Genomic DNA, 16,683 nt, shown 5'->3' on the forward strand with positions numbered 1-16,683 from the left:
TTGAATGAAGAAAAGGTCTGCATAGGCAGTACTTGCTGTCTATCAATCGTTTACAGCCCTTCTGAAGACAGAATACCAATAGTTCTCCTCCATGGCTACAGCTTCAGCAGCTATGTATGGAAAGAGATCGGGCTACTGCAAAAGCTCGAAGAAAAGGAAATACCGTTTATCGCTTTAGATATGCCCTACGGTGTAAAGAGTCAGTGCAACAAGAGGACATCTGACGCTCTTATGAACTTGTCTCTCCTCGAAGAAATAATGAGTTCTAAAGTAAAATACGGAAGGCCTCCAGTTCTCGTTGGAGCCAGCATGGGAGGCTATATAGCAATACTGTATTCTGAGAACAACCCAGTAAGCGGATTGATCCTCATCGGTCCAGTCGGAACGGAAGAGGAAAGAGTGAAGGAAAAAGCTAAGAACATACAAGCTCCTGTGCTGATAATCGTTGGGGAGAAAGATACAATAATAGACCTTGAGGCCATCAAATCTTTTGCATCGCAGCTTCCCAGAGCAGAAATCAGAGTCTATGAATCATCGGGGCATCCGGCCTATCTATACAAGAAAGAGAGGTTCACTGAGGAAGTCGTCTCGTTCTACGAGAGCCTAGAAAAAGAATCCGCCTAGTTCTTCAGTTTCAGCGCTTCAAACATCTCTTCTCTCAGTTTGTACTCTTCTTCTGTAGATTTAGAGATTATGACGCCGGCATGCACAACTACGTAATCTCCCACCTCGACATCTTCGAAAGAGGAATCAGCAGAAATAATTGCCCCCCCGACATCAACTTTCGCAATCCTCTTTTCATCATCCTTTTCCACAACTTTTCCAATCACACCTAGGCACACAGCAGGACACACCTCTCAGCATATCCTAGGTACGATAACTCCCGAGGGTGGCGGTACGACCCTTAACCCACCAACAGCAGTTTTCAGGAGGACCTCTCCTCTCCCCGCGGCAACTTCTCCGATAATTTCAGCATCAGGGAATCCTCCCTTCTTCAGGAATTCAAGAAAATCATCTGCCACCTCTCCAGAGACAGCAATTACAGCTCTTCCTTCGCTGGCTAAGCTGAGGGGATCGAGCCCTAAAGCATCTGAAATTCCTTTGACCCAGCCCTCGACGGGAATTTTCTCCTCATCTATGGTGATCTTAACGTTGTTATCCATTGCCCAGTCATTGAGCACCATCGCTATTCCTCCCCTCGTCGGGTCTCTTGCCGCGTGAATCTGATCCGCATACTTATCAATAGCAGGAAGAAGCTGTATAAGCATGTTGACATCGCTTTTCGCATTCCCGCGCAGCTCCAACCCATACTGATGAGCTGCGATCACCGCCCCATGCTCGCCAATGCTTCCAGTCACCAGTATTTTATCCCCCGGAACAATCTTGTCATCAGTAATTGGGTGCTTTGAAAGCCCAAAGCCGGCTGTGGTTATAACCATCTTGGATATTTCTCCTCTGGGCATCACTTTGAAATCTCCCCCTAGAATAGCAACGTCTGCCAGCTTCGCCTCCTCTATCATATCGCTGACTGCTCTCTCAACAACATCGAACTCGATCCCCTCTTCCGCTACAATGGCATCGAATAAAGCAATTGGCTTTGCCCCAGAAACGACTAGATCATTGATCGTCCCGTCAGCAGCGAGCTTTCCTATGCTCCCTCCCTCGAAGAAAAGGGGATTCACCGTGAAAGAATCAATCGTAAATGTTAAGTACAGCTCCTCTGACAGCTTCACAAAAGCTGAGTCGTCCATTATGTCTAGACCCAGCATCCCCTTCTCTCTCCATTTCTGAGACAGGCGTATTGCCTCGGCCATGAGTTGCCTGACAGCTTTCTCAGTCTCTGAACCTCCAGCACCTTCAGCGAGAGTTAGCTTCCTCTTCAACACTCAGCCACCTTCCATGCATTAATGGAAACGCTGGGCTCTTATATGTTCTTCTTAGCATCCAAAGCTTCATGTTTGTATAAAAAATGATCTTCTGAGAGCAAACGCAGGCTACGTCATTTTAAAAAGAGATTCGGAAAGTATCCCTGGAGCCCCCCGAGCAGCATCTCAACAGCAAAAGACGCTATTATGAGTGACATGAATTTTCCCAAGCCGTTTATGAAAGTTGGGCCCAGAAGCCTAGATATGAAGGTAGAAGTGAGGAGAGTGAGGTAGACAAGTGTGCATGCCAGGAGCGATGAGGCTGTTGTAATCACCACACCCCTCAGTCCGCTGAGCAGTATCAGAGTTGTCATTGTTCCAGGTCCAACTATCAGTGGGGTGGCAATTGGGACTACTATCACATCTCCTGTTTCCACTTTTTCCGGTTTATGGCCAGTTATCAGCGTATCTATAGCAACCGACAGGAGTATTATTCCTCCCGCGATTTTCAGGCTGGAGAGGCTTATCCCAAATATGTTCAATATGTAGTTTCCGCCAAGAATGAAAACTATGTTGAGGAGGAGAATCGTGAGGAAGACTCTGTTAACAATTTTCATAAATTTTCCTTCAGAGGACTCCACAACCTCGAGGAACTTTGGTATCGCTACTAGGGGATTCATAACCGCGTAGAGCTGCACCGCTATCGAGATTATCAGTTCGATGCTGAGATCCATATCGAAGCTCACCAATTTTCAATAAATAAAATAAACTTAAAAACAAATGTGGTGAAAATGATAGCATAGTTCAATCAAACAAGCTTTAAAATTCGCATGTTAGGGTTTTCAATTCCCATGCGTTCCCAACCTTGGAAACGGAGGTAATATGACGTGTGCAGGATGCTGGCTTTAATAGGAACCCCTTCCACCCATTCCATCAGCAAATATGAAAAGCTTGTTAGCGCTCTCGTTTCATCCGCATATTATGACCCCTATGCAGAAAGAATATTCGGGCCGAAGGGAGCTTCCCATAAGCATGGATGGGGCAGAGCTATGATCTATCTTCAAGGGGGCGGGATTTCCTACTCGATTGCTAAGCACATTCATCCGATCTATGTAATGAAGCCTACAATTCAGCCCGATATTTCAGTAGATACAGAATACTTCAATCCATTCGTCATAGACCTCATCCACGCTAGAGCGGCATCTCCTGAGACGAAGGTGAACATATTCAACGTCCAGCCGTTCGAGTACATAACCGAGAATGGAAGCAGACTAATTCTTGCTCACAACGGCAGCGTTGATAAAAATTGGTTGGTCAGCGAGCTTGATGGAAAGATCCCGGAAGAAGTAGCAAAGAAGCACAGCGACACTTTTGTGTTAGGATACCGGATTTCTCAAGAGGTCAAAGATAGCCTTGATTTAAACGTGTTTAGAAAGTACAAAGAATACGTTATATCAGCTCTGAACATCATTGCTCTGATGATGACAGAAGACAGCATTGATGTGGTGTTTGGAAGCTACTTTACTAACGATGAGCATGCCAACTACTACAGGCTTTATCTGAAGAACGAAAGAAATGTCTTAATGATATCTTCTTCAACTGCTGTTGATTTCTACTATGACGAGGAGGATTCATCAGGATGGATTCCGGTGAACAAAGGGGAGTTCTATAAAGGAAAAATCAAGTTCAAGGAAGGCACAGCGAGACTGGCTGAGCTCACAAAAAATTTTCTCTGAATTGAAGCTCAGAGAGAGCAATCAACTTTAGCTCTGAGCAGAGTTTTTTCCAGCCCCTTCTCCTTCAAGCGCATTCTCACCCTCTCTGTGCCGATTTTTATGGCTCTCAGCTTCTCTCTTGCTATTCTTCTCGGAAGGAGCTTCAGCCCGCAGTCAGGATTTATGTAGAGGCACTCCGGCTTTATTATTTCCATTATTTTGTTTATGGTTGCTTCTACAGCTTCCGGCGTCTCGACTGTTCTGCTGTGGACATCCACTACGCCGAAGCCCAGCTCCACGTTGAGGCCCTTCACCACTTCGAGGTCGCTGAACCCCCTGTTGGCGAATTCCAGAGCGAATTGAGAGACTTTGAGCCTGTCATAGTAGGGCTTCAATATACTGTAGTCTGAATAGCACACGTGGAGCCCTATCTTCATATTGACTCCAGTAACTGCCTCATTGATAGCTTCAACTGCCCACTCGACTTCCTCGGGATGAGTTGTAAGAGCCGGCTCATCTATCTGAACAAAAGTGGCGCCGGCCTCCTCAAGGGCTTTAAGCTCCCTGTTGATTATCTTGGCGAGCTCAAAGGTGGCGTCCTCTTTATTTTTATAGTAGATTATGTATGACCAGTCTGCTATGGTGTAGGGTCCCGTGATTGGGACCTTAACTGCCGGGGATGTAGATACTTCTCTCAGGAACTTGTACTCATCGACTGTCATAGGTCCCCTCCATTTCAGGGGGCCGACGATCCCGGGCTTTCTGAAGTAGTTGTTCCCCCAAACCCTAACGTTGCCAAAGAATTTGAATCCCTCTATTTTCTCGGCGAAATACTCCACCATTTCCTCTCTTCTCATCTCCCCATCGGACGGTATATCGACTCCCATCAGCTCCTGCTCCTTCACAACAGCAGAAACAGCGTCTCTATATGCCTCATCGAGATGCGCGTCATCGATCCTTCCCTGCTTTCTAGCCTTGATCATCTCTCTGAGCCATTTGGGCTTTGGGTATGAGCCGATAACCGATATGGGGAGTACAGGAAGTTCGACCTCTTTCATAATGCTCACCTTTTTTCTTTTATTATTCTCGAAAGCTTCCTCAGCTTGTTCAAAGCCCATCTGGGGGGAATGAAGTCCATCGGTGCATTGTTTCCAAGGATCAGGCTTTCAAAGCCCAGGCTCTCAGCTTTCCCTATCCACCTTTCTATTGTTGACCGCCTTTCTGGAATTGGATTCCTCGAGTTCAGAACGCCCAGATACACAAACTTCGCACCTGCTCCTGCCAACTTCTCAGCTGTTCTCCAGGCAGCTGCCGCATGCATGTCAATTCCAACAATGGAATTGTTTTTTACAATTTTTGAGAGATGAGGAGCGTTCTGGGGACTGCTGTTGAAATAAGTGAGGATGAAAAAAGTTTCAGATGAAAATCTTTCGGAAATGCTCGAAAGACTTTCAGCTCCAGCATTTTTAACATCGCTTTTGACTCTGACATCAACAAGCGAGGGCTCCTGTATTTCAAATGCTGAGAATCCCTCTTTTCTCAGCTTTTCTATGATGGGGACGAGGAACTTCTCTCCCCATTGGGCTACCAAAGCTTCTACTGAAGAATAGTACATGTTTTTAGAAAAAGAGGCCAGAGTTACTGGACCGGGGAGGGAGGCTACCAGCTTAGGCTTTTCCTTCCTGAATCCTCTCTTCAAAATTTCCGTATACCATTTTAGCACATCCTCCCTATCCAGCCTCAAAGGGATTTTCACTACAGGGACCCTGACGAAGAAATTGTTATCGAAGAACCTGACAAGCCCGTCGATCTCCACATTCGCCATTGAAACTACAGGATTGATTATATCGTCAGCCCAGAGCATACCATCTGTAGCAAAGTCAAAATTCAACTTTTCGAGCTCTGACAGAAGAGACAGCTCATGCTGCAGTATCTTCTCTTCGAAAATCGATTCTTCTATTTCATTTGATTTTTTTAGAGAATAGAGCCTCGCTACAGCTTCACTTCTGGGAAAAGAACCGGAAAATTTCAATCGCAAATTCATTCTCAGAAACCTCACCAGGCTTTTCTTAGTGTTTTTAATATCCTTAAATGAAGCAGTTTTTAAGCATTGCACAATTTTCGTATAAGTTTTTCTAAAACAGAACTGCAGCCTTTTAGTTACGAGCTCATTCCCGCGTTTCACGCCAGCAGGCGTGACGAAATATTTAAAGCATTTCTCTTGAGCTAATATAGTGCTGTTCATTAATGAAGAGAATCAAAAAGTCCTATATATGCAATCTGAGAGAGGAGCTCCAAGTATTGAAAGAGTGGAGAAGACAGAGCCGAACTATGAGGGATCAGAAAACAGCAGGTGATGGCTTGGAGTTGAGAATACTTGCGGAAATATCGTTTGAGCTAGGTAAAGGGAAAAAGAGGATTAAACAGGTAGAGGAGCTTCTGTGCTCAGAAAGAAGCGCTTTTTCAGGTATTGATATTCCGGAATCTCCCCTAGGCAAGCTCTCAATCAATTCAATCGTTATTGGCTCTCTCGTCAAAAGGTCGTGTCCGCAACTTGTCGTTTTTTCACACATAAGGTTAGCAGATGCATCTCAGACTCTCTTCCTTTCCCTCCTCTCTGCCGCCGACCTGGCAGACATTGACGCAGTCTTCCTTACATATGGGGAAAAAGAAGATAGGGAGAGAGGAAACCGCTTTTCTGCAGAAGATGCTTTCGTATTAGCAAGTAGATACGACCTTCACAGGAAAGCAGGAGCAATACTGAGCCTCAGGTACGAATACGATTTCATATTGAAAAGGTTGGAGTTCGGTTTCAGAAAATTTCTGGTATTGAGACTATCTAACGAAACCATTGAAAAGTTCAGAGGAATCGCCCAAAAAGCGGAAGAAATCGGAGCAGAGCTTTATCCATACATTATATTGAAAACGCAAAAGAACAAGGATATTCTTGAAAAAATGGGACAACCAGCTTTTGAAACATCCGAACTTATCGCAATCCTCAAAGAACTGGAAGACAGCGCAAGCGGCGTTGTTCTCTCCACAGCGGGGGACTTGAAGTCTCTCATTACTATTCAAGAGCTGTTGAACAAGAAACTCTGAAGTATATTATTCAGCAGTGAAATGGGGATGATATTCTTATCTTGATTATTCTCAAACTCTACTTTACCTGGCCATTTAAATATAAGGTTGAAGCCCCTTCAAGGAACATTGGCTTTCTTATGCTTTTTCCTGCGATAATCTCTATGTGCGGAGTCTCCCGCCCATCGTTTTTATCTCATTGATACTTGAAGCGAATAGGATTCATTGACATAATCGTCTGCTTCGAACCCCGCAATTCTCAAAGGCTCCGAGGGATCTCATTTGGAAGATGAGAAAGAAGGTAGTTGATATTCAGAGGGTAAAGCTAAACATAGATAACGTAAAAGGAATTTGTCAGCACTTTTCGCATTCCTTGTGGAAAACTATCTGTTGAAATTTTTCACCAAGTATATATATAACTTCTTGATTTAAAAAAAATGGTGGCAAGAATGGCAAAAGTTAAAGTTGCAGTTGACAGAGATACATGCATTGCATGCGGGGTCGCTCCAACGGTCTGCCCCCAAGTATTTGTATTGGGTAGCGACAATGGTAAGAACAGAGTTGTAGATAAATATTCAACAAATCTTACCGAATCCCTATCAGAGGGAGAATTACCTGAAGAACTGTATGAATGCGCCCTGCAGGCGGCTGGTTCCTGCCCTGTAGGAGCCATAAGAGTAGAAAAATTACTATAAAGATCCTTTTTAAAAATAATTTTTTAAATTTAATAAAACCCCCTTTTTTTGTTTTTTAAAGGCCTTAAAAAAATAGGGCGGTAGCCCACGCACCTCCCGCGGGCTACCTGGCTGCCCTACCCCGCTATTTTACCCCGCCGTGAAAAAATAAGGAGGCAAGGGTTTTTATATTTTTATTTGAGATTTTCAGCTACTAGATTACTTTCCAGCAACTTAAGCATGATCATAGCAATAGGTTCTTGAAGCTCTTCTTCGGGCATATTAAGCTCCATGCTTGCCTGCTTTACAATTTCTTCTACCGTTTTCGTACCATCTGCCAACTTCCATATGTAGTAAACTGCCGCAGAGAGCTCATAAGTTACATTAGATTCATCGGTTACGAAGAAATTTTCGTTGTCTGTGCCTGCATCTTCACCTTTTCTTATGTACCTCTTCCCTTTGATCTCGGCAAAGCTCATCCGAAAATTCACCATTCTCTTCTTCTGAAGCCGCCCTGTCTGTAGTCCCTTCTTCCTCCTCTTCTATCGAAGCTCCTTCTCTCTTCCATGGGAGCTGCCGGTTCCGATTCAGGGACTTCTTCAGCACTTGGAACCTCGCTGTCATCTATCTGAGTAACTTCGGAGCTGGAGCCGACGTTCAGCTGCACCTTTCCTCTGTAACCTGTGGTCCAGGCACCGCTTATCTTTACAGCCTGTCCTTCTTCGACAGTACCAGCCTTATCTCCCCACAGAGTTACCTTTACTCTTCCCGTTTCGTCTCCCAGAACTGCCTCGCTTATTGTTCTGGTTCCCTTTTTAGTTTCTATTGTTTTGGGTTCGTTTGCTTCAAGAACCCTTCCCTTAACCGTTATGGAACTTTCACCCTGTTTGAGTTCCATAACTTTTTTTGTTACGTTTCGTTCTGATTCGTTTTCTTCACTCAAAATTCATACCTTCCTTTATGTTATGGTGCTTCATATATTGTTCTGGGGAATAATAAGCATTTCCCTGTATAACAACCTCTACAGTTGAAAATTCAGAAAAAAGGAAAATTAAAACCATTCAAGCTATATAACCCCTGGAGGCTCCCTAAAGACCAGAGGCCTAGAGAATTTCGCATAGTGGGAAGCTTCATGAACAGATTGAAGGCAGCTTTGCCCTATATTGCTTACGTTGCCATTGGCTTCGCATCGTCTCTATCAGTTTATCTTTTCCTCCTACTATACGACCTGATAAGCCACTTGAAAACAATAGCTATCCAGGAAAATCCGTGGTTGATCTTAGCCATCATTCCAGCAGCTCTACTATCATCTTTCTTTATTGAGATGAGGTTCTCTCATATCAAAAAGCGTATAGGCGGAACAGAGCTCGTCATTTATTCATATTTTAAGTCAGGAGGTCTTCTCAAGCTCAGAGATGCTGTATCAAGGGCGGTGGCCAGCGCAATTACCATAGGAAGCGGCGGAAGTGCCGGCATGGAAGCTCCGTCTTTCCTCTTGGGGGGCGGTGTTGGCAGCTTCTTCGGAAGCTATCTAAGCAGTTTTAATGTAAAGAGGAAAGATCTGCTCATAGCGGGTTCTTCCAGAGGTTTAACAGCTATCCTGGGAACTCCTCTGACTTCCGCCATATATTCATGCGAAGTTTTATATAGGAGAGGAATAGAATGGAGGAGCTTTCCTGCTGCGCTCGTTTCTTCCTTGACATCGTATCTGGCTTCCGCTTATCTTTTTCATATCCCATGGATTCCAAAATTATGGAATGCTTCCTCCATTTCAATGACTTACATCGCTTACTCTTTTATAATACCTCTGCTAGTAGTCCCCTTTTCGCTGTTTTTCATAGGATTCATGAGGCTTCTCCGAATATCTAATGAAGTTTTCAGCAGAAAGGTTGGACAGAAATATAGATATGTTTTTTTAATATTATCTGCCATCGTTGGCGTCATCTTAGGATATAGCTACAATTATATTCCAGAAGCATTCGGCGAAGGAAAAGGAGCAATAGTGAAAATATTATCCGGGAGCTCTGACCTCAGCGCATCTCCGATTCTTCTGGCAGCTATGAAAATAATTTTTGTTTCGCTGACGCTCAATTTTGGAGGAAGCGGAGGTCTGTTTGTACCGCAGGTTGTAGTTGGAGCGCTTTTGGGAGCATATTATTCTCATTTAACTGGAATCAGCGCTTCTGTAGCAGCCCTAGTGGCAATATCAGCAATGTTGTCTGCTACAAGCAAAACTCCTATTGCTGCGGTAGCATACTCTGCAGAAATTGGTGGTTTTGCTATGGCAGTGCCATCATTCATATCATCATCAATAGCATATCTGGCTACCCTGTACACATCTATTTACGTGGTTCAACCGAGAAGTAAGAGGAGCGCTATGGAAGACCTCAAGTCGGAAGCGTTCTGAAGGCCCTTTCAATGTCCATATTGAAGTTTTTACAAACGATTAGAATTCGACAGCAGTTGAAGCTCTAATATGATCAAAGCGGAAGTTGCCATCTGTTGCGTTTATTAATTGAGCGAACAATAAATTGCCATGTGAAGCGCCTCGTCTCAAGGTGATCTTTTCTTGGGAAGAAGAATTACTGTGGGAATCCTGCAGATTGAGAGCACAAGGGACAAAGAAAAAAACCTGAAGAAACTCGAAGAAATGACCAAAAACTCTTCTGCCGACGTCATTGTCACACCTGAATACTTCATGTATAATCCGACCGGAGATAATGCTGAAAAGATATATGAAAGCTCGGAGGATGAGAACGGAGAATTCATTGAAAGGGTCAAAGAGATCGCCATTTCGAGAAACACCAACATCCTCGTGACTGTATTTTCCAGGGCTGAAACACCAAAATCATACAACGAAGCAGTCTTGCTCTCAAATGAAGGAAAGATTCTGCTCCGATATAAGAAAACGCATCTGTTCGATGCCCTTGGGTACAGAGAGTCCGATTTCCTGATTCAGGGCAAAGATCCCTCTCCAGTTGTGGAAATTAATGGTGTAAGAATTGCAGTAGCTATCTGCTACGACCTGAGGTTTCCAGAGCTCTTCAGGACATATGCTCTGGCTGGCGCTGAGCTGATACTCGTTCCTTCTGGATGGTACAGAGGAGACATGAAGGAGGAAATGCTAAGCTTCCTTGGAAGAGCCAGAGCCCACGAAAACACGCTCTTTTTGGTTGTGGTGAATCAATACGGAAAGGACTTCCCCGGGAGGAGCGCTGTTTTCGGGCCTATGGGAGAGGTCATCCATGATCTAGGAGCGGGAGAAAAATACAGAGAAGTTCAGATAGATACTGCCGAAGTTGAAGCAGCGAGGGAAAAGCTTCCCGTACTGAAGCAGCGGAACATCTCAGCATACAAGCTTTGAGGGATCGCTTCCATGCTCTTCCTCTATTTCGATGGACTCTGCGAGCCAGTCAATCCTGGCGGCATAGCAACATATGGTTTCATTGTAACTCGAAATGGGAATGTTATACATGAAGAGTGCGGCTTCATTGGAGCCGGTTACAGAGGCGACGACGTTTCCAACAACGTCGCTGAATATGTTGCCCTGATAAAGGGCCTTGAGTGGATTATTGGCAGCGGCCTCCAAGACGAAGAGATAACGGTGAGGGGGGATTCTCAGCTCGTGGTGAATCAGCTGAACGGAAAATACAAGGTTAAAGCTGAAAGGCTCATACCACTTCATGCTAGGGCTGTCGATCTTCTGAAAAAGTTCAGAAGCTACAAGATAGAGTGGATCCCGAGGAAGGAAAATTCCAGGGCAGACAGCCTAACGAGAAAGGCTCTTAGAAAGTTCCTGGAAGAGAATAGAGATGCTGTTGAAGCGTATGGAAATGGGTGGGTAGAGAGAGTTCTGGGCGGATCCGAAGAATAGAGTTTGGATCTCAAGAAAGTTCATCTAAAATCTTCTCTGCCATTTTCTGCACAGTAAACCTTTTTATCCTCAAGGAGCAAGGAAATGATGGGCGGTAGCCCCGAACCCGCGAAGCTCATAAGGGGCCCGACCCTCGGAGAAACCCCGAGGTCGGTGGTTCGAATCCACCCCCCGCTACTTCAAAAGGCGGGGGCCCCGCCGCCATTCGATTCTAGCTCTCTGTTATCATCTTTTCCAAATAGAGAGAATACTCGGTGCAACTTTTCCTCAATGAATGAGACTCCAAAATATCTCCATATCTTTCGCATCCCCTGGGCAAGATGGAGAAGCCGAACTTATCACCTACTCCCTGAATACTCAGAACTGCCCTGTATCCTTTCCCAGAACTTGATGCCTTTTCGAGCAATCTTGAAGCAGAAGAAAGTAGCTCTTGGCATATCAGCTTATTTCCTCTCACGAGGCACGATATATCTTCAACCCTCACATCTTCTGAAAGTTTCACAGCTTCTTCGAATGTAAGGAGGGGGTATATTCTGAGAGGCCCCGAAAGGACGGTGGAAATTGCTATTCTATAGATCTTGAGAGGCTCTTCCGTCAAGAATAGTAGCCCCCCTTCGAAAAAGACCGGGTTCGGCTCAAACTTTATGTTCCTCGAGATCATCAGGCTTCCAAGCTCTTGCTCCGCAATTCTCTCCCTGTTTACCCTCGTTGTTGCGAGGATCCCTCTGACGCTCTTCCTCAGCAAACTTTCGCTCACAGCCCTTCATCCTCTTCCTTCCAATTGGTTAAGAACCGATGTTCAGTCCACTGTCGCTTTTCTCCCGGTAGAACAACCTTCCCTAAGAGGACAGCTTCTGCAGAGGAGGTTTCTGGGCCTGCAGTATTTTCTTCCTATTTCGATTAGCTTCACATGAGATTCTTCGTATTCTTCTGGGAGAAGCCTCCCCTTCCAGAAAGAGGACGCTTCCTCATAGCTCATCTTTCTACCTGCTATCCTCTCTGTAACTCTCAGGATGTGCCTGTCGACTGGGAAGGCTTCATGGCCGCAGTAAACGAGGAGGAAGACATCTGCCGTCTTTTGCCCTATTCCACGCAGCTTTAAAAGCTCGTCCCTGGCTCCCTCTCGATTCCTGCAAATATCCTCGAAAAAGCTCTTTCTTTCAAGCAAAAACTTCGAAAGGGAGAGTATCCTCTCTGCCTTGATTTTTCCAAGACCAGATATTCGGACAGCTTCGAAGACTGCTTCCTCTCCAGCAGCTGCGACCCTTTCCGGAGTGGTTAGTCCGCTCTCCTCCAAATTCTTCAGAGCCTTCAGGGCATTGAGGTCGCTCGTGTTCTGGGAGAGAATTATGCTCACAAGAAGGAGAAAGGGATTTCTGCCGTGCTTTTCAGCTACATGGAAAACTATGAAGCCTTCCTTCCTTGGCCTCTCCAGCTTCCTCAGAAGCTCAGAGACTGCATCCAGACTCTGCTTCACCCTGAATAAATGAATTAATGGGAGATTACTCGGTTATCTCCCACATTGTGAATGGAGTCCACATCAGCCACGCTGGGACTGCTTTCACAAATTCATAGGCCTTTTCCCAGCTTTCCAGGCCGAGCTCTCTTGCCAGCTCCTCGAGCGTCATCTGAGTCAGCACGTATTTCCTGAGAATCTTCAGCAGATCCTCATTTACCGGTATCTCTCTATCTGATAGTTTAATCACTTCAATTGGCCTTTTCTTGCTCTTTACTTCGGACGTATGCACCACCCTCTCAATTCTTTAGGTGGGGCCGCCGGGATTTGAACCCGGGACCACCAGCGTTCCGGGCTACGGGGAAGCTCCCCAGGCTGGCATCCTAGCCAAGCTAGACGACGGCCCCTTGACAATTCATGGATGGAAAATATGGATTTTAAAGATTATTTAACTTCCTCTGAAATCTTTAGCCTCCTTCATAATCTAAATTAAATGCTTTGAGCTTATTCTCTCATTGGAGTGATGAACCGCTTTTTGGTGTTGATGCTGAAATGCTGGACATTAAAGAACATGTCAAGAAGGCTGCAGAAGGAATAAAAGGTGCCAAGATAATGACCTTCTGCGGCACCCATGAGCACACGATTGTAACTGCTGGAATAAGATCTATTCTTCCTCGTGGCATAGAGCTAATACCTGGGCCAGGGTGCCCGGTCTGCATAACTCCCGCCTCGATCGTTGACCAGGCAATTCAGCTGTCGATGGAAGGGATCGAAGTCATCACGTTCGGCGATTCCTATAAGCTTCCCGGCATAAAGTGGACGAAAAAAGATTTTCCGAGAAGCTTGATGGAAGCGAGGGAGAGAGGAGGGAAGGTCAGGGTAGTCTATTCCCCCCTTGATGTTCTTAGGGCCGAAGATAAAGAAGCGGTATTTCTTGCTATTGGATTCGAAACGACTGTGCCGGCGACCGTTTCGCTACTAGAGAGGAGGAGGAAAATAAAAATCTTGAGTGCTCACAGGCTCACTCCTCCCGTTATGAGATTCACCCTCGAAAAGCACGGAAAGGGAAATATAAACGGGATAATTGCCCCCGGGCATGTTTCTGCTGTCATTGGGGCAAGGGCCTGGGAATTCCTGCCAAATGAATACGGCATTCCAACGGTTGTCTCGGGATTCGAGCCTCTGGACGTTCTGATCTCGATTATAGAGCTGCTGAGGATGCTGAGGGAAAAGAGGGCAAGGCTGATCAACACATACAGCAGAGTTGTGAGGTATGAAGGCAATCCGAAGGCTCAAATGGCTATTGAGAAGTGGTTCGAGGTTAGAGATGCTGCGTGGAGGGGCTTTGGAAGGATCCCGAACAGCGGGCTCTTTCTGGGAGAAAAGTGGAAGCAGTTCGACGCTTTCCATGAATTTGGACTGAAGGATGAGGAGAACCAAAACGACACCCTTCCCGGCTGCAGATGCGCCGAAATAACCCTCGGGATGGCGCTTCCAACGGACTGCCCTCACTTCATGAGGGGGTGCACGCCCGAAAGACCCTATGGACCGTGCATGGTCAGCATTGAGGGAACATGCAGGATCTGGGCGATGTCTCTTGGAAAAAAAGAAAGCTAAGAGGATCACCATAACTGGGATAGTACAGGGCGTTGGATTCAGGCCTTTCATCTACAGGCTGGCTTCTGAGCTTGATTTGAAGGGATATGTCAAGAACATGGGAGGAAGCGAAGTAATTGTGCACGTTGAGGGGAGCGAAGATAAGATAAATGAGCTCATAAGGAAGATCAGGCTCCACCACCCCCCCAGAGCTCTTATCGAGAGGATCGATGAGAGGGAAGTCCCCACAGAGGGATGGAAAGAATTTGCGATATTGGAGAGCGGAAATGCCCGCGAGGCAAGATCGATGGTGTCTCCGGACATAGGGATCTGCGATGACTGCCTCCGCGAATTGCGGGATGAGAGATCGAGGTTCTACAGATACCCTTTCCACTCATGCGTGAACTGCGGTCCACGCTACACGATCATGCTCAAGCCTCCATATGATAGAGAGAACACTTCCATGAGAAGGTTCACTCTGTGCGCGGAATGCGAGAGAGAGTACTTTGACGTGAACAATGAGAGGAGGTTCTATGCGCAGGGCATAAGCTGCCCGATCTGCGGCCCTAAGCTGCACCTCCTAGACTCAATGGGAAGAAAAATTGAGTCTCGAGATCCCGTTGGAGATGCTGGAAAGCTCATCGATGAAGGGTACATAGTCGCAGTTAAGGGGATCGGTGGGTATCACCTAGCCTCTCTGGCAACATCTTCAGAAGCTCTCAGTAAGCTGAGGGAGAGGAAGAGGAGGGGGAGGAAGCCTTTTGCACTAATGGCCCTGGACCTCGAGACTGTCGAAAAAAATGCCTTCGTCAGCGAAAGCGAGAGAAAAGCCCTCCTCTCTCCGCAGAGGCCCATCGTCCTCCTCAGAAAGAAGGAAGAGAGCCCGATCTCGCCTGAAGTTGCTCCCGGCCTGAAGACCTTGGGCTTCATGCTTCCATATTCGGCGCTCCATTTCCTCCTATTAGAATCGATCAAGGACAGGGTAGCGGTGATGACAAGCGCCAACATTTCAGGGGAGCCAACATGCACTGAGCTTTCCTGCGTCATCAACTCGCTGGGGGGAGTTGTGGACTTCATTCTCGATCACGACAGAAGGATAGCCAACAGGGCCGATGACAGCGTGGTCAAGTTCGCAGGAGAGAAGCAGCTGATGATCAGGAGGAGCAGAGGATATGCTCCAGCATGGATCGAGGTCGGCTTTACCTTCCCAAAAAATGTCATTTCTCTCGGCGGCTTCCTCAACAACACCGGGGCTATAGCATTTGAGAACAAAATTGTCCTCACTCCCCATGTTGGGGACATGGAGACCTACAGCTCAATGAAATCCCTCTTCTCCGAAATCAACAAGCTCGGCTCCTGGTACGGGCTTATCGGAGAAAAGGCCGCCGTTGCTCTCGACAAGCACCCATCCTTCCCCCAGAATTTCCACTACAAGAAGTTCCTTCACTTCGATTTCGAGGAAGAGATCAGAGTTCAGCACCACTGTTCTCACTCCCTCCAAGCAGCAGCTGAGATTCCGTGGGATGAGCTGAAGGGATCTGCAGCTATAGCCATAGATGGTACTGGATACGGAGAGGACGGGGGCATTTGGGGAGGCGAAATTCTTTCCATCGATGAAGCGGGATGCAGGAGGATAGCTTCGCTCAGAGACTTCCCCCTCTTGGGAGGGGATCTCGCCGTAAAGGAAGCTGTGAGGCCGCTCGCGGGAGTCCTCTGGTCGCTTTTTGGCTCTGGAGCAGAGGACCTCCTCCTTTCCTTCAACATGCCTGAAGATTTGAAAATGAGAGGAATGCAGCTGCTTGGAATAATTGAATCAGAGAATAAGGGGATCCCATCTTCGACTAGCCTCGGCAGATTCCTCGATGCAGTTGGCTGCGCTTTAGGAATGAAATGCTTTGCTGACTATGACGGAGAGATACCGATGATCCTAGAAGATGCCGCTGAGGTCGGAGAAGAGGGAGATTTCGCGGTTGGATTAGAGGAAATCGATGGAGTGAAGAAGATCGGTTTAAAAGAAGCGTTGGAGCTCATCCCTCTGATTGGAAGAGATGAGGCTGGGAGATACATTTACACTCTTCTCAGCAGAATTGGGGAAGCCTTTGGGAAGATCGCCGCGGAAAGCACGAGGAGCGAATATGTTGTGGTGAGCGGAGGGGCTGCAGTGAACCGGATAATACTGAAGGGCATAGAGAGGGCAGTCGAGGAGAGAGGGAGGAAGCTGATCGTTCCAAGCTTATCGCCGCCCGGAGATGGAGGGCTTTCGCTCGGGCAGGCCATCTATGCAGGTCTTATACTTAACGGTTACATCAAGGAAAGCCTCGCCTTTTAAAGCGAGGATGAAAGCCTATAAGCTTGCTTAGTATTTGGTTAACAATGAAATGGCAATGAAATTTTTAACCCTCTCGGTAAGGATAAGGGTTACCCC

At 46.4% G+C, this 16,683-nt stretch carries 19 protein-coding genes and 1 tRNA gene; 9 read left to right on the plus strand and 11 right to left on the minus strand.

The window, feature by feature from the left end; genetic code table 11:
• The gene (locus tag ACLGLO_RS06600; protein ID WP_492128111.1) at positions 1-624 is read left to right on the plus strand and encodes an alpha/beta fold hydrolase; all 624 of its coding nucleotides are present in this window, start codon (positions 1-3) and stop codon (positions 622-624) included.
• Here ACLGLO_RS06600 and ACLGLO_RS06605 read toward each other — a convergent pair.
• From ACLGLO_RS06605 to ACLGLO_RS06615, 3 genes are all read right to left on the minus strand, one after another.
• Positions 621-842: a HypC/HybG/HupF family hydrogenase formation chaperone gene (locus ACLGLO_RS06605; RefSeq protein ID WP_492128112.1), complete on the minus strand. Its 222-nt coding sequence runs from the start codon at positions 840-842 to the stop codon at positions 621-623. The genes ACLGLO_RS06600 and ACLGLO_RS06605 overlap by 4 nt on opposite strands.
• Before the next feature lie 15 nt (positions 843-857).
• A complete protein-coding gene (hypE, locus tag ACLGLO_RS06610; RefSeq protein WP_492128113.1) occupies positions 858-1,886 on the minus strand; it encodes a hydrogenase expression/formation protein HypE in 1,029 nt (342 codons plus the stop codon).
• A gap of 113 nt (positions 1,887-1,999) precedes the next feature.
• Positions 2,000-2,611, minus strand: coding sequence for a MarC family protein (locus ACLGLO_RS06615; protein ID WP_492129163.1), 612 nt, complete (start codon positions 2,609-2,611; stop codon positions 2,000-2,002).
• A gap of 141 nt (positions 2,612-2,752) precedes the next feature.
• On the opposite strand from ACLGLO_RS06615, the gene ACLGLO_RS06620 reads away from it, so the two are divergent.
• A complete protein-coding gene (locus tag ACLGLO_RS06620; protein WP_492128114.1) occupies positions 2,753-3,601 on the plus strand; it encodes a class II glutamine amidotransferase in 849 nt (282 codons plus the stop codon).
• Between the two features lie 8 nt (positions 3,602-3,609).
• On the opposite strand, the gene ACLGLO_RS06625 is transcribed toward ACLGLO_RS06620, so the two are convergent.
• Together ACLGLO_RS06625 and ACLGLO_RS06630 are read right to left on the minus strand one after the other, a co-directional pair.
• Positions 3,610-4,638 (minus strand): methionine synthase, encoded by a 1,029-nt coding sequence (locus ACLGLO_RS06625; protein WP_492128115.1) that lies wholly within the window; start codon positions 4,636-4,638, stop codon positions 3,610-3,612.
• 5 nt (positions 4,639-4,643) lie between these two features.
• Positions 4,644-5,624, minus strand: coding sequence for a uroporphyrinogen decarboxylase/cobalamine-independent methonine synthase family protein (locus ACLGLO_RS06630; protein ID WP_492128116.1), 981 nt, complete (start codon positions 5,622-5,624; stop codon positions 4,644-4,646).
• Positions 5,625-5,827: 203 nt separating this feature from the next.
• Here ACLGLO_RS06630 and ACLGLO_RS06635 point away from each other — a divergent pair, with 203 nt between their 5' ends.
• Both ACLGLO_RS06635 and ACLGLO_RS06640 read left to right on the plus strand, forming a co-directional pair.
• The gene (locus ACLGLO_RS06635; protein WP_492128117.1) at positions 5,828-6,679 is read left to right on the plus strand and encodes a hypothetical protein; all 852 of its coding nucleotides are present in this window, start codon (positions 5,828-5,830) and stop codon (positions 6,677-6,679) included.
• 428 nt (positions 6,680-7,107) lie between these two features.
• Positions 7,108-7,353: a ferredoxin gene (locus tag ACLGLO_RS06640; protein WP_492128118.1), complete on the plus strand. Its 246-nt coding sequence runs from the start codon at positions 7,108-7,110 to the stop codon at positions 7,351-7,353.
• Between the two features lie 173 nt (positions 7,354-7,526).
• On the opposite strand, the gene ACLGLO_RS06645 is transcribed toward ACLGLO_RS06640, so the two are convergent.
• Together ACLGLO_RS06645 and ACLGLO_RS06650 are read right to left on the minus strand one after the other, a co-directional pair.
• Positions 7,527-7,811: a PqqD family protein gene (locus ACLGLO_RS06645; RefSeq protein WP_492128119.1), complete on the minus strand. Its 285-nt coding sequence runs from the start codon at positions 7,809-7,811 to the stop codon at positions 7,527-7,529.
• An 8-nt stretch (positions 7,812-7,819) separates the two neighbouring features.
• Complete coding sequence (locus ACLGLO_RS06650; RefSeq protein ID WP_492128120.1) at positions 7,820-8,275, minus strand: OB-fold nucleic acid binding domain-containing protein; 456 nt, start codon at positions 8,273-8,275, stop codon at positions 7,820-7,822.
• 189 nt (positions 8,276-8,464) lie between these two features.
• On the opposite strand from ACLGLO_RS06650, the gene ACLGLO_RS06655 reads away from it, so the two are divergent.
• From ACLGLO_RS06655 to rnhA, 3 genes are all read left to right on the plus strand, one after another.
• Positions 8,465-9,739, plus strand: a complete 1,275-nt coding sequence (locus ACLGLO_RS06655) for a chloride channel protein (protein WP_492128121.1) — start codon at positions 8,465-8,467, stop codon at positions 9,737-9,739.
• A 162-nt stretch (positions 9,740-9,901) separates the two neighbouring features.
• On the plus strand, positions 9,902-10,696 hold the full coding sequence (locus tag ACLGLO_RS06660; protein WP_492128122.1) for a carbon-nitrogen hydrolase family protein: 795 nt from the start codon (positions 9,902-9,904) through the stop codon (positions 10,694-10,696).
• Between the two features lie 12 nt (positions 10,697-10,708).
• Positions 10,709-11,206 carry a ribonuclease HI gene (gene rnhA, locus ACLGLO_RS06665; protein WP_492128123.1) on the plus strand — a complete coding sequence of 166 codons (498 nt, stop codon included), beginning with the start codon at positions 10,709-10,711 and terminating at the stop codon, positions 11,204-11,206.
• A gap of 211 nt (positions 11,207-11,417) precedes the next feature.
• Here the strand turns inward: rnhA and ACLGLO_RS06670 are convergent, their stop codons facing one another.
• From ACLGLO_RS06670 to ACLGLO_RS06685, 4 genes are all read right to left on the minus strand, one after another.
• Complete coding sequence (locus tag ACLGLO_RS06670; RefSeq protein ID WP_492128124.1) at positions 11,418-11,963, minus strand: hypothetical protein; 546 nt, start codon at positions 11,961-11,963, stop codon at positions 11,418-11,420.
• Positions 11,964-12,005: 42 nt separating this feature from the next.
• Complete coding sequence (locus tag ACLGLO_RS06675; protein ID WP_492128125.1) at positions 12,006-12,683, minus strand: endonuclease III domain-containing protein; 678 nt, start codon at positions 12,681-12,683, stop codon at positions 12,006-12,008.
• Between the two features lie 25 nt (positions 12,684-12,708).
• A complete protein-coding gene (locus tag ACLGLO_RS06680) occupies positions 12,709-12,957 on the minus strand; it encodes a hypothetical protein (RefSeq protein WP_492128126.1) in 249 nt (82 codons plus the stop codon).
• A gap of 17 nt (positions 12,958-12,974) precedes the next feature.
• Positions 12,975-13,069: transfer RNA gene (locus ACLGLO_RS06685), tRNA-Pro, on the minus strand.
• Between the two features lie 145 nt (positions 13,070-13,214).
• Here ACLGLO_RS06685 and hypD point away from each other — a divergent pair.
• Both hypD and hypF read left to right on the plus strand, forming a co-directional pair.
• Positions 13,215-14,279, plus strand: coding sequence for a hydrogenase formation protein HypD (hypD, locus tag ACLGLO_RS06690; RefSeq protein WP_492128127.1), 1,065 nt, complete (start codon positions 13,215-13,217; stop codon positions 14,277-14,279).
• Complete coding sequence (hypF, locus tag ACLGLO_RS06695; RefSeq protein WP_492128128.1) at positions 14,260-16,587, plus strand: carbamoyltransferase HypF; 2,328 nt, start codon at positions 14,260-14,262, stop codon at positions 16,585-16,587. Before hypD ends, hypF begins: the two co-directional genes overlap by 20 nt.
• The last annotated feature ends 96 nt before the right edge of the window (positions 16,588-16,683 follow it).

Source organism: Fervidicoccus sp. SLHALR4, from assembly GCF_058692745.1.